This is a genomic window from Pseudomonas thermotolerans DSM 14292 (assembly GCF_000364625.1).
Lineage (GTDB): Bacteria > Pseudomonadota > Gammaproteobacteria > Pseudomonadales > Pseudomonadaceae > Aquipseudomonas > Aquipseudomonas thermotolerans.
This window is the reverse complement of record NZ_KB822601.1, coordinates 45,506-58,514: the sequence shown is the minus strand read 5'-3', so window position 1 is coordinate 58,514 and position 13,009 is coordinate 45,506. Positions and strand designations below refer to the sequence as shown.

Annotated in this window: 12 protein-coding genes and 2 tRNA genes; all 14 read left to right on the top strand. The window is 64.5% G+C overall.

Annotation, left to right across the window (positions count from 1 at the left end; translation table 11 throughout):
- The first annotated feature begins 22 nt into the window (after positions 1-22).
- Positions 23-649, top strand: a complete 627-nt coding sequence (rlmE, locus tag H165_RS0103205) for a 23S rRNA (uridine(2552)-2'-O)-methyltransferase RlmE (RefSeq protein WP_017937464.1) — start codon at positions 23-25, stop codon at positions 647-649.
- A gap of 162 nt (positions 650-811) precedes the next feature.
- On the top strand, positions 812-2,722 hold the full coding sequence (gene ftsH, locus H165_RS0103200) for an ATP-dependent zinc metalloprotease FtsH (protein ID WP_017937463.1): 1,911 nt from the start codon (positions 812-814) through the stop codon (positions 2,720-2,722).
- 7 nt (positions 2,723-2,729) lie between these two features.
- Positions 2,730-3,581, top strand: a complete 852-nt coding sequence (folP, locus tag H165_RS0103195) for a dihydropteroate synthase (protein ID WP_026146322.1) — start codon at positions 2,730-2,732, stop codon at positions 3,579-3,581.
- 22 nt (positions 3,582-3,603) lie between these two features.
- The gene (gene glmM, locus H165_RS0103190) at positions 3,604-4,941 is read left to right on the top strand and encodes a phosphoglucosamine mutase (RefSeq protein ID WP_017937461.1); all 1,338 of its coding nucleotides are present in this window, start codon (positions 3,604-3,606) and stop codon (positions 4,939-4,941) included.
- An 87-nt stretch (positions 4,942-5,028) separates the two neighbouring features.
- Positions 5,029-5,784, top strand: a complete 756-nt coding sequence (gene tpiA / locus H165_RS0103185; RefSeq protein WP_026146321.1) for a triose-phosphate isomerase — start codon at positions 5,029-5,031, stop codon at positions 5,782-5,784.
- A gap of 3 nt (positions 5,785-5,787) precedes the next feature.
- Positions 5,788-6,171: a preprotein translocase subunit SecG gene (secG, locus tag H165_RS0103180; RefSeq protein WP_017937459.1), complete on the top strand. Its 384-nt coding sequence runs from the start codon at positions 5,788-5,790 to the stop codon at positions 6,169-6,171.
- An 8-nt stretch (positions 6,172-6,179) separates the two neighbouring features.
- Positions 6,180-6,265: transfer RNA gene (locus tag H165_RS0103175), tRNA-Leu, on the top strand.
- A gap of 95 nt (positions 6,266-6,360) precedes the next feature.
- Positions 6,361-6,437: transfer RNA gene (locus H165_RS0103170), tRNA-Met, on the top strand.
- 134 nt (positions 6,438-6,571) lie between these two features.
- Positions 6,572-7,030, top strand: coding sequence for a ribosome maturation factor RimP (gene rimP, locus H165_RS0103165; RefSeq protein WP_026146320.1), 459 nt, complete (start codon positions 6,572-6,574; stop codon positions 7,028-7,030).
- A 65-nt stretch (positions 7,031-7,095) separates the two neighbouring features.
- Entirely contained in the window at positions 7,096-8,577 is a 1,482-nt protein-coding gene (gene nusA / locus H165_RS0103160; protein ID WP_017937457.1) for a transcription termination factor NusA, read from the top strand.
- A 24-nt stretch (positions 8,578-8,601) separates the two neighbouring features.
- Complete coding sequence (infB, locus tag H165_RS0103155; protein WP_017937456.1) at positions 8,602-11,118, top strand: translation initiation factor IF-2; 2,517 nt, start codon at positions 8,602-8,604, stop codon at positions 11,116-11,118.
- Between the two features lie 122 nt (positions 11,119-11,240).
- Positions 11,241-11,618, top strand: a complete 378-nt coding sequence (rbfA, locus tag H165_RS0103150) for a 30S ribosome-binding factor RbfA (RefSeq protein WP_017937455.1) — start codon at positions 11,241-11,243, stop codon at positions 11,616-11,618.
- A gap of 2 nt (positions 11,619-11,620) precedes the next feature.
- A complete protein-coding gene (truB, locus tag H165_RS0103145; protein ID WP_017937454.1) occupies positions 11,621-12,538 on the top strand; it encodes a tRNA pseudouridine(55) synthase TruB in 918 nt (305 codons plus the stop codon).
- 90 nt (positions 12,539-12,628) lie between these two features.
- Complete coding sequence (gene rpsO, locus H165_RS0103140) at positions 12,629-12,898, top strand: 30S ribosomal protein S15 (RefSeq protein ID WP_017937453.1); 270 nt, start codon at positions 12,629-12,631, stop codon at positions 12,896-12,898.
- Positions 12,899-13,009 lie beyond the last annotated feature (111 nt).

The following is a 13,009-nucleotide window of genomic DNA, read 5'->3' as shown; positions in this document are numbered from 1 at the left end:
CCAGCTAATGACGAGGTACCCCTTGGCCCGTTCGAAAACCAGCGCCCGCTGGCTGAAAGAGCACTTCGACGACCCTTACGTCAAAATGGCGCAGAAGGACGGCTACCGTTCCCGTGCCAGCTACAAGCTTCTCGAGATCCAGGAGAAGGACCGCATCCTGCGCCCCGGGATGACGGTGATCGATCTGGGCGCCGCGCCCGGCGGCTGGTCCCAGGTGACCAGCCGGGTGATCGGTGACAAGGGCACCCTGATCGCCTCCGACATCCTGGAAATGGACGCCATTCCCGACGTCTCCTTCATTCAGGGCGACTTCACCGACGATGCGGTGTTCGAGCGCATCCTCGAGGCGGTCGGCGACCGTCCGGTGGACCTTGTGATTTCCGACATGGCCCCCAATATGAGTGGAGTGAAGGCCGCCGATCAGCCGCGCGCCATGTACCTGTGCGAGCTGGCCCTGGACCTGGCGGCGCGTGTGCTGCGCCCGGGCGGCGACTTCCTGATCAAGGTCTTCCAAGGCGAGGGCTTCGACCAGTACCACAAGCAGACACGCGAGCTGTTCGACAAGGTGCAGATGCGCAAGCCGATGTCCTCGCGCGACCGCTCCCGCGAGCAGTACCTGCTGGCGCGGGGCTTCCGTGGCCTGGACTAGACTGCAGTGAACGGGGCCGCGCCCCGGAGGGTCTCATAAAGGGTTACAGACGGTGCCTGCGAGGGGCAGGCGTTGTGTAGTAAGTTAGGCGGGTGAACCACCAGCCATCATGCGAGGCGCGTTCCAGGACGGCTTGCTTCAGAGGGTAGCTAATTGAACGACATGGCAAAGAACCTGATCCTGTGGCTGATCATCGCAGCCGTACTGGTGACGGTGATGAACAACTTCTCCAGCCCCAATGAGCCGCAGACGCTGAACTATTCGCAGTTCATCGAGCAGGTCAAGGACGGCGCCGTGCAGCGGGTGACCATCGAGGGCTACACCATCAGCGGCGTCGGCACCGATGGCAAGCCGTTCACCACGGTGCGGCCGATGATCGAGGACCCGGGCCTGATCGGTGACCTGATCAACAACAACGTGGTGATCGAGGGCAAGAAACCCGAGCAGCAGAGCATCTGGACCCAGCTGCTGGTGGCCAGCTTCCCGATCCTGGTGATCATCGCCGTGTTCATGTTCTTCATGCGCCAGATGCAGGGCGGCGCCGGTGGCAAGGGCGGGCCCATGAGCTTCGGCAAGTCCAAGGCGCGGTTGCTCTCCGAGGACCAGGTGAAGACCACCCTGGCCGACGTCGCCGGCTGCGACGAGGCCAAGGAAGAGGTCGGCGAGCTGGTGGAGTTCCTTCGTGATCCCGGCAAGTTCCAGCGCCTGGGCGGACGCATTCCCCGCGGCGTGCTGATGGTCGGCCCGCCCGGTACCGGTAAGACCCTGCTGGCCAAGGCCATCGCCGGCGAGGCCAAGGTGCCGTTCTTCACTATCTCCGGTTCGGACTTCGTCGAGATGTTCGTCGGTGTGGGTGCCAGCCGCGTCCGTGACATGTTCGACCAGGCCAAGAAGCATGCGCCCTGCATCATCTTCATCGACGAGATCGACGCGGTCGGCCGGCACCGTGGCGCCGGCATGGGCGGTGGTCACGACGAGCGCGAGCAGACCCTCAACCAGTTGCTGGTGGAGATGGACGGCTTCGAGATGAACGACGGCATCATCGTCATCGCCGCCACCAACCGCCCCGACGTACTCGATCCGGCGTTGCTGCGTCCCGGTCGTTTCGACCGCCAGGTGGTGGTCGGCCTGCCGGACATCCGCGGCCGCGAGCAGATCCTCAAAGTGCACATGCGCAAGGTGCCGGTCGGCGAGGACGTCAAGCCGGCGGTCATCGCCCGCGGCACGCCCGGCTTTTCCGGCGCCGACCTGGCCAACCTGGTCAACGAGGCGGCGCTGTTCGCTGCCCGTGCCGGCAAGCGCCTGGTGGAAATGAAGGAATTCGAGCTGGCCAAGGACAAGATCATGATGGGCGCCGAGCGCAAGACCATGGTCATGTCTGAGAAGGAGAAGCTCAACACCGCCTACCACGAGGCTGGTCACGCTATCATCGGGCGCCTGATGCCGGAGCACGATCCGGTCTACAAGGTGACTATCATTCCGCGCGGCCGCGCCCTCGGGGTGACCATGTTCCTTCCCGAGGAGGATCGTTACAGCCTGAGCAAGCGCGCGCTGATCAGTCAGATCTGCTCGCTGTTTGGTGGACGTATCGCCGAGGAGATGACTCTGGGCTTCGACGGGGTGACCACCGGCGCTTCCAATGACATCATGCGCGCCACCCAGATCGCCCGTAATATGGTCACCAAATGGGGACTGTCCGAGAAGCTCGGCCCGCTGATGTACGCCGAGGAGGAGGGTGAGGTTTTCCTCGGTCGCAGCATGGGTGCCCACCACACCAACGTGTCGGCCGAGACCGCCCGGCTGATCGACGAGGAGGTGCGGCGCATCATCGACGAGTGCTATGCCACCGCCAAGCGGATCCTTGAGGAGAATCGCGACAAGCTGGACGCCATGGCCGAGGCGCTGATGAAGTACGAGACCATCGACGCCGAGCAGATCGACGACATCATGGCCGGTCGTCCGCCGCGCGAGCCGCGCGACTGGGGTGGTGATGACGCCGGCAAGCCGGTTGCCGACAGCGAAGGCAGCGACATTTCCGAGAAGCCCATTGGCGGACCCGCCGCCGAACACTAAGAATCCCATGACTTCGATGCACCAACTGGACCGGCTGCCCTGTGGCAGCCGGTTTCTTGATTTGAGCCGCCCGCACGTGATGGGCATCCTCAACGTCACCCCGGACTCCTTTTCCGACGGTGGCCGCTACAACCAGCTGGACCAGGCCCTGCGCCACGCCGAGGCGATGGTCGAGGCCGGCGCCACGCTGATCGACGTTGGCGGCGAGTCAACCCGCCCGGGCGCCCGCCCGGTGTCGCCGCTCGAGGAACTGGAGCGCGTCGCCCCGGTAGTCGAGGCCATCGCTAGGCGCCTGGATGTGATCATCTCGGTGGACACCTCGACCCCGGCGGTGATGCGCGAGGTGGCCCGCCTAGGCGCGGGGCTGATCAACGACGTGCGCTCCCTGCAGCGCGACGGCGCCCTGGATGCGGCGGCAGCCAGCGGCCTGCCGGTGTGCCTGATGCACATGCGCGGCGAGCCGGCCACCATGCAGGAGAATCCGCAGTACGCCGACCTGCTCGGCGAGGTCAGGCAATTCCTCGTCGAGCGCATGCAGGCCTGTGCTGCCGCTGGCATTCCCCGTGAGCGTCTGGTGCTTGACCCGGGCTTCGGCTTCGCCAAGACCCTGGCGCACAACCTGAGCCTGTTCAAACATATGGACATCCTGCACGAGCTGGGTTGTCCGCTGCTGGTCGGGGTGTCGCGCAAGAGCATGATCGGCCACACCTTGGGCCGCGAGGTCCACGAGCGGCTGTACGGCAGCCTGGCGCTGGCCGCCCTGGCAGTGGCCAAGGGGGCAAGCATTCTGCGGGTCCACGACGTGGCCGAAACCGTGGATGTGGTAAGGATGGTCGCTGCTGTGCAGGCCGCGGACTGAACAACTAGAGGATGGAATTCTCATGAGCAGAAAATATTTCGGCACCGACGGCATTCGCGGTCGCGTCGGCGAATACCCCATCACCCCCGATTTCGTCCTCAAGCTGGGCTGGGCGGCCGGCACGGCCTTCCGCAAGCAGGGCAAGTGCCGCATCCTGATTGGCAAGGACACGCGGATATCCGGCTACATGTTCGAATCGGCCCTGGAGGCCGGGCTGGCCGCTGCCGGTGCCGACGTGCAGCTGCTCGGCCCCATGCCGACCCCGGCGATCGCCTACCTGACCCGCACCTTCCAGGCCGATGCCGGCATCGTCATCAGTGCCTCGCACAACCCCCACGACGATAACGGCATCAAGTTCTTCTCCGGCCAGGGCACCAAGCTGCCCGACGAGGTCGAGCAGATGATCGAGGAACTGATCGACCAGCCGATGACCGTGGTGGAGTCGGCGGCCATCGGCAAGGCCTCGCGGATCAACGACGCCTCCGGGCGTTACATCGAGTTCTGCAAGAGCAGCGTGCCCAGCGGCACCAGCTTCACTGGCCTGAAGATCGTCCTCGACTGCGCCCACGGTGCCGCCTACAAGGTGGCACCCAGCGTGTTCCGCGAGCTGGGCGCCACGGTGAGCACCATCGGCGCCCAGCCGGACGGCCTGAACATCAACGCCGGCTATGGCTCCACCCACATCGAGGCATTGCAGGCGGAAGTGCTGGCGCAGCGTGCCGACCTGGGCATCGCCTTCGACGGCGACGCCGACCGCGTGCTGATGGTGGATCATACCGGTGCTCTGGTGGATGGTGACGAGCTGATGTTCATCATCGCTCGCGATCTCCATGAACGCGGCCGGCTGAGCGGCGGCGTGGTGGGCACCCTGATGAGCAATCTGGGCCTGGAGCTGGCCCTCGGCGAGCTGGGCATTCCCTTCGTGCGTGCCAAGGTGGGCGACCGCTACGTGCTGTCCGAGCTGCTGGAGCGCGGCTGGCAGGTAGGTGGGGAGAACTCCGGGCACATCGTCTGCCTGCACCACACCACCACCGGGGATGCCATCATCTCCGCCCTGCAGGTGTTGATGGCTCTGAAAGGGCGTGGGCAGACCCTGGCCGAGGCTCGCCAGGGGATGCGCAAGTTCCCCCAAGTGCTGGTCAACGTACGCTTCTCCGGTGGCGCCGACCCGGTATCGCACCCGACCGTCAAGGACGCCTGCGCGCGGGTCACTGAGCGCATGCAGGGGCGCGGTCGCGTGCTGTTGCGCAAGTCGGGGACCGAGCCGCTGGTGCGGGTGATGGTCGAAGGCGACGATGAGACGCAGGTCCGTGGCTATGCCGACGAATTGGCTAAAGTAGTGGCAGAGGTCTGCGCCTAGCCCTGTCGAGGCTTATGTGTTTGATTCGCTTGCGACTGTGCAGGCACTTGGGTAAGATCTGCGCCCACTTTGATCGCGAGGTAGAGCATGCGCCGCCCTCTGGTTGCCGGTAATTGGAAAATGCACGGTACCCGCGCCAGCGTCGCTGAGCTGATCAAAGGTCTTCGCCATCTGGCGTTGCCGGCTGGTATCGATGTCGCGGTTTTTCCGTCCTGTCTGCATATCGCTCAGGTGATTGCCGGGCTGGAAGGCAAGGCGATGGCGGTTGGTGCGCAGAACTGCGCAGTGGAGCCGATGCAGGGTGCCCTGACCGGGGAGGTCGCTCCCAGTCAGCTGGCCGATGCGGGTTGCAGGATGGTGCTGGTCGGACACTCGGAACGCCGCCAGATCATGGGCGAGCGCGACGAAATGATCAGTCGCAAGTTCGCTGCCGCGCAGTCCTGTGGACTGGTGCCGGTGCTGTGCGTGGGTGAGACCCTCGAGCAGCGCGAGGCCGGCAAGACGATCGAGGTGGTCGGGCGACAGCTCGGCACCGTCATCGAGGATTTGGGTGTCGGGGCGTTCGCCTCGGCGATAGTGGCGTACGAGCCGGTCTGGGCCATAGGTACAGGGCTGACTGCCACGCCGGAACAGGCTCAGGAAGTGCATGCCGCGATTCGCGCGCAGCTGGCCGCTGAGAATGGCGAAGTGGCTCGCAAGGTAAGGATTTTGTACGGCGGTAGCGTGAAGGCGGCCAATGCGGCCGAACTGTTCCGCATGCCGGACATCGATGGAGGTCTCATTGGCGGGGCCTCCCTGAATGCGGACGAGTTCGGTGCGATCTGTCGCGCCGCGGGAAGCTGAGAAATGCTGGAAACTGTCGTTGTTGTATTGCACCTGCTGGCGGCGCTGTGCCTCGTCGTCCTGGTTCTGCTCCAGCAGGGCAAGGGAGCGGATGCGGGTGCTTCCTTCGGTGCGGGTGCCTCCGCCACCGTATTCGGAAGCCAAGGTTCCGCTACCTTTTTGAGTCGAGTTACTGCTATACTTGCTGCCGCTTTTTTTATTAGCAGCTTGGGCTTAGCCTACTTTGCTAAGGAAAAGGCTGATCAGCTGAGCCGTGCGGGGTTGCCTGACCCGGCCGTGCTTGAGGTTCCCCAGCAGCGCCCGGCGGCGGATGACGTGCCGGTCCTCGAGGAACAACCGGCAAGCCAGCCTGCGGACGATGTGCCGGAGGCGCCGGAAGAGAAGTAAACCGTTTTGCCGAGGTGGTGGAATTGGTAGACACGCTACCTTGAGGTGGTAGTGGCCATAGGCTGTAGGGGTTCGAGTCCCCTCCTCGGTACCAATTCAAGCTAGGCCCGCAGTCGCGGGCCTAGTCGCTGGCGGAGTCCGGATTGACCCACAGGCGGGTCTAGCCTTATACTTTGCCACCAGCTTTGACGCGGGGTGGAGCAGTCTGGTAGCTCGTCGGGCTCATAACCCGAAGGTCGTTGGTTCAAATCCAGCCCCCGCAACCAGTAGTAGCGAAGCCCCTTTTCAGGGGCTTTTTGCTAGCTGGACATCAGTGATCCCCGCGCGTCGCGGCGGTGTGAAGGGATGGGCGTTTCGCCCATTTTTTATTTGTATTGAATGCACGCAGGTGAGGCTTCAGGTGTCGAGCAAGCTAGAGGATTTGCAGGGCTTGTTGGCCCCGGTGGTCGAGGCCCTCGGCTATGAGTGCTGGGGCATCGAGTTCCTCTCGCAAGGGCGTCATTCGTTGCTGCGCGTCTATATAGATAAGCCAGACGGCATCCTGGTGGACGACTGCGAAGTGGTCAGCCGCCAGATCAGTGGCGTCCTCGACGTCGAGGATCCGATCAGCAGCGAATACACCCTCGAGGTTTCCTCGCCAGGCATGGACAGGCCGCTGTTCAAGCTCGAACAGTTCGCCCGGCATGCCGGTGAGCAGGTGAAGATCCGGTTGCGCATCCCCTTTGAGGGACGGCGCAACTTCCAGGGCCTCCTCCGTGGTGTGGAGGAGCAGGACGTGGTGGTTCTGGTGGATGACCACGAGTACCTGCTGCCGATCGATTCGATCGACAAGGCCAACATTGTTCCCAGGTTTGATTGAGCCGCGATTCCGCGCGGGTACGCGGATGGCGCGGATCCAATGGATTGCGAAAGGCGAGGCGTACGATGAGCAAAGAAGTACTGCTGGTTGTTGAATCGGTTTCCAACGAGAAGGGCGTGCCGCCCGGCGTGATTTTCGAAGCGCTGGAGCTGGCCCTGGCCACGGCGACCAAGAAACGTTTCGACGAGGAAGTCGATCTGCGGGTGGCGATCAACCGCCAGACCGGCAGCTATGACACCTTCCGCCGCTGGACGGTGGTCGAAGACGACCAGCTGGAGAATCCGGCCGCCGAGCTGACCCAGGCCCAGGCCCAGGAACGCCAGCCGGAAGCCAAGCCCGGCGACGTGCTTGAGGAGAAGATCGAGTCCATCGAGTTCGGCCGCATCGCCGCGCAGACCGCCAAGCAGGTCATCGTCCAGAAGGTCCGCGAAGCCGAGCGCGCGCAGGTGGTCGAGGCCTACCGCGAGCGCCTGGGCGAGATCATCTCCGGCACCGTGAAGAAGGTGACCCGTGACAACGTGATCGTCGACCTCGGCAACAACGCCGAGGCGCTGTTGGCCCGTGAGGACATCATTCCGCGTGAGACCTTCCGCGTCGGCGCCCGCGTGCGTGCCCTGCTCAAGGAAATCCGCACCGAGAACCGCGGCCCGCAGTTGATCCTCTCGCGCACCGCGCCGGAGATGCTGATCGAGCTGTTCCGCATTGAAGTGCCGGAAATCGCCGAGGAGCTCATCGAGGTGATGGGCGCTGCCCGCGACCCGGGTTCCCGCGCCAAGATCGCCGTGCGTTCCAAGGACAAGCGCATCGACCCGCAGGGCGCCTGCATCGGCATGCGCGGCTCGCGTGTCCAGGCGGTATCCGGTGAACTGGGCGGTGAGCGCGTGGACATCGTGTTGTGGGACGAGAACCCGGCGCAGTTCGTGATCAACGCCATGGCGCCGGCGGAAGTGGCGGCGATCATCGTCGACGAGGACGCCCACGCCATGGACATCGCCGTCGCCGAGGACAATCTGGCCCAGGCCATCGGTCGCGGCGGCCAGAACGTCCGCCTGGCCAGCCAGCTGACCGGCTGGACCCTCAACGTGATGACCGAGGCCGACATCCAGGCCAAGCAGCAGGCCGAGACCGGCGACATCATGCGGTCGTTCATCGACGAGTTGGGGGTCGACGAGGAGCTGGCTCAGGTGCTGGTGGAGGAAGGCTTCACCACCCTGGAAGAGATCGCCTACGTGCCGATGGAAGAGATGCTCAGCATCGACGGTTTCGACGAGGATATCGTCAACGAGCTGCGCTCGCGGGCCAAGGATCGCCTGCTCACCAAGGCCATCGCCAACGAGGAGAAGCTGGCTGATGCCCAGCCGGCCGAAGACCTGCTCTCCCTGGAGGGCATGGACAAGGCGCTTGCGCACGAACTGGCCGTGCGGGGCGTACTGAACCGCGAAGACCTGGCCGAGCAGTCGATCGACGACCTGCTGGAAATCGAGGGTATCGACGCGGAACGCGCCGGCAAGTTGATCATGGCCGCCCGAGCCCACTGGTTCGAGTAAGTTGCGGTCTGAGGAGAGAAGTGCATGACGCAAGTCACGGTGAAAGAACTGGCCCAAGTGGTCGACACACCAGTAGAACGCCTGCTGCAGCAGATGCGCGAGGCGGGTCTGCCGCACACCGCCGCCGACCAGGTCGTTACCGATAGCGAGAAGCAGGCGCTGCTGACCTATCTCAAGCGCAGCCACGGCGACAAGCTCGAGGAGCCGCGCAAGATCACCCTGCAGCGCAAGACCACCAGCACCCTGAAGCTGGGTGGCAGCAAGACCATCAGCGTCGAAGTGCGCAAGAAGAAGACATTCGTCAAGCGCAGTGCCGAGGAGCTCGAGGCCGAGCGTCGCCGCGAGCTGGAGGAGCAGCAGCGCGCCGCCGAAGAGGCTGCCCGCAAGGCCGCTGAGGAAGAGGCCGCCCGCAAGGCGGCGGAAGAGGAGGCTGCCCGCAAGGCGGCTGCCGAGGCCGCCGCGGCTGCGGCACAGGCAGCCCAGCAGGCCCAGGCCGCTGATGAGCCTGCTCCGGTGGTCGAGGCCCCGGCCGCTGCTCCGGTCGCCGAGCGCAAGAAGGAAGAGCCGCGGCGCCCCGAACGTGCCCGGGGCGTCGAGGACGAGCGCCGCGTCGACCGCAAGAATTCCGCTCATCGGAGCAGCCTCAAGGACAAGAATCCGGCCCCGCGCGTCTCGGTGCGCAACGTCGACGAGGATGCCGAGGGCTTCCGGCGCGGCGGCGGTCGTGGCAAGCCGAAGCTGAAGAAACGTAACCAGCACGGGTTCCAGAACCCGACAGGACCCATTGTGCGCGAAGTAAGCATCGGCGAGACCATCACCGTAGCCGAACTGGCCCAGCAGATGGCGGTCAAGGCCGCAGACGTGGTCAAGTTCATGTTCAAGCTGGGCAGCCCGGTGACCATCAACCAGGTGCTCGACCAGGAAACCGCCCAGCTGGTCGCCGAGGAATTCGGCCACAAGGTCAAGCTGATCAGCGAGAACGCTCTCGAGGAGCAACTGGCCGAGTCCCTGAAGTTCGAAGGTGGCGAGACCGTGCCGCGCGCCCCGGTGGTGACCGTGATGGGCCACGTCGACCACGGCAAGACCTCGCTGCTCGACTACATCCGCCGCACCAAGGTGGCCGCTGGCGAGGCCGGTGGCATCACCCAGCACATCGGCGCCTACCACGTGGAAACCGATCGCGGCATGGTGACCTTCCTCGACACCCCCGGTCACGCCGCGTTCACCGCCATGCGTGCCCGTGGTGCCAAGGCCACCGACATCGTCATCCTGGTGGTGGCGGCCGATGACGGCGTGATGCCGCAGACCGAGGAAGCCGTGCAGCACGCCAAGGCGGCCGGCGTGCCCATCGTGGTCGCGGTGAACAAGATCGACAAGCCGGAAGCCAACCCGGACAACATCAAAAACGGCCTGGCCGCGCTGGATGTGATTCCCGAGGAGTGGGGCGGCGACACCCAGTTCGTGCATGTGTCGGCCAAGGTCGGTACCGGCATCGACGAGCTGCTCGAAGCCGTGCTGCTGCAGGCCGAGGTGCTGGAGCTGAAGGCCACTCCGAGCGCCCCGGGCCGCGGCGTGGTGATCGAGTCGCGCCTGGATAAGGGCCGTGGTCCGGTGGCAACCGTGCTGGTCCAGGACGGCACCCTGCGTCAGGGCGACATGGCCCTGGTCGGTTCCAACTACGGGCGCATCCGCGCCATGCTCGACGAGAACGGCAAGCAGATCAAGGAAGCCGGTCCGTCCATCCCGGTGGAGATCCTCGGCCTGGACGGCACCCCGGATGCCGGCGACGAGCTGACCGTGGTCGCCGACGAGCGCAAGGCTCGCGAAGTGGCGCTGTTCCGCCAGGGCAAGTACCGCGAGGTCAAGCTGGCCCGCCAGCAGTCCGCCAAGCTGGAGAACATCTTCGAAAGCATGGGGCAGGACGAGAAGAAGACCCTCAACATCGTCCTCAAGACCGACGTGCGCGGTACCCTGGAGGCGCTGCAGAGCTCCCTGGCCACCCTCGGCAACGACGAGGTGCAGGTACGGGTGATCGGCGGCGGCGTCGGCGGCATCACCGAGAGCGATGCCAACCTGGCACTGGCTTCCAACGCCGTGCTGTTCGGCTTCAACGTGCGTGCGGATGCCGGCGCCCGGAAGATCGTCGAGCAGGAAGGCCTCGACATGCGCTACTACAACGTGATCTACGACATCATCGATGACGTCAAGAAAGCGTTGACCGGCATGCTGGGCAGCGATGTGCGCGAGAACATTCTCGGCGTCGCCGAGGTGCGCGACGTGTTCCGTTCGCCGAAGTTCGGCGCTATCGCCGGCTGCATGGTGATCGAGGGTACCGTCTACCGCAATCGCCCGATCCGCGTGCTGCGCGACGACGTGGTGATCTTCGAGGGCGAGCTGGAGTCACTGCGCCGATTCAAGGACGACGTCGCCGAAGTGCGTAGCGGCATGGAGTGCGGCATCGGCGTGAAGAGCTACAACGACGTCCAGGTCGGCGACAAGATTGAGGTCTACGAGAAGGTTCAGGTCGCGCGTTCGCTCTGACGCCTGGAGGCAGACAGCAAGCGGCAAGCTCCATGGGATGGCCTGGCCATCGACTGGGCTTGCCGTTTGGTTTTGCAGTTTGATGATTTTCTGAGCTGCCCCGTGCGGCTCGAGGCAGAGTTATGGCCAAAGACTACAGTCGTACCCAGCGGCTCGGCGACCAGATGCAGCGAGAGCTCTCCGAGCTGATCCGCCGCGAGGTCAAGGATCCGCGCCTGGGCATGATCACCATCACCGGGGTCGAGGTGACCCGCGACCTGGGCCACGCCAAGGTGTTCATCACCGTGATGGGCGCCGATGGCGGCGAGGTGGTCGAGCGCAACCTGGAGATCCTCCGGGATGCCGCCGGCTACCTGCGCATGCTCCTGGGCAAGGTGATGAAGGTGCGCAGCGTGCCCCAGCTGCATTTCCACTATGACGAAAGCATCGCCCGCGGCGCCCACCTGTCGGCGCTGATCGATCGCGCCGTGGCGGAAGACAACAAGCATCGGGATAACTGAGCGTGGCGCAGGTCAAACGTATCCGCCGCAATGTCAGCGGCATCATCGTCCTCGACAAGCCCCGGGGATTCACCTCCAACGCCGCGCTGCAGAAGGTCCGCTGGCTGTTGAATGCCGAGAAGGCCGGGCACACCGGCAGCCTCGATCCGTTGGCCACCGGCGTCCTGCCGCTTTGCTTCGGCGAGGCGACCAAGTTCTCCCAGTACCTGCTGGACGCCGACAAGGGTTACGAGACCCTGGTGCAGCTGGGGGTGACCACCACCACTGGGGATGCCGAGGGTGAGGTCGTCGAGCGCCGCGAAGTGACCGTTGGTCGCCCTGAGCTGGAGGCGGCCCTGGAGAAATTCCGCGGGGAAATCAAGCAGATACCGCCGATGTATTCGGCTCTCAAGCGCGACGGCCAGCCGCTCTACAAGCTGGCGCGGGCCGGCGAGGTAGTGGAGCGCGAGGCGCGTTCTGTTACTATTAATCGCTTGGAATTGCTGTCCTTCGAAGGGACCCAGGCCCGCCTGGCGGTGGCCTGCAGCAAGGGCACCTACGTTCGCACCCTGGTCGAGGACATCGGCCAGTTGCTCGGTTGCGGCGCCCATGTCGCCGAGCTGCGCCGCACCCAGGCCGGCCCCTTCCGCTTGGAGCAGGCGGTCAGCCTCGACGAGCTGATCCGTGTGCAGGAAGCTGATGGCTGCGAGGCCCTGGACCGCTTCCTGCTGCCCTGCGACAGTGGGCTGACCCACTGGCCGCTACTGCAGTTCTCCGAGCACAGTGCGTACTACTGGCTGCATGGGCAGCCGGTGCGCGCTCCGGAAGCGCCGAAGTACGGCATGGTCCGGGTACAGGATCATACTGGCCGCTTCATCGGCATCGGTGAGGTGAGCGAAGACGGGCGGATCGCGCCGCGTCGACTGATTCGGTCCGCGTGACCGAGCGAGGGTGGCTGTCAACAGGCACGGTCATACCTCTTCTTTAAACACGGGAGTCTCTCCCGGCCTGTTCACTCGAGGAGCCCAAAAATGGCACTGAGCGTCGAAGAAAAAGCCCAGATCGTTAACGAGTACAAGCAGTCTGAAAACGATACCGGCTCGCCGGAAGTGCAGATCGCACTGCTGTCGGCCAACATCAACAAGCTGCAGGAGCACTTCAAGGCCAACGCCAAGGACCACCACAGCCGTCGCGGTCTGATCCGCATGGTCAACCAGCGTCGCAAGCTGCTGGACTACCTGAAGAGCAAGGACACCACTCGTTACAGCGCCCTGATCGGTCGTCTGGGTCTGCGTCGCTAAGACGCGGTGGGCTGGAAGCTGGAAGTTGGAAGCTGGAAGTGAGACCTCGCGCTCGCTTCCAGCTTTTCGCTTCCAGCTTCGAGCTTTTCTGGGACTGTTCCGGGTCCGACT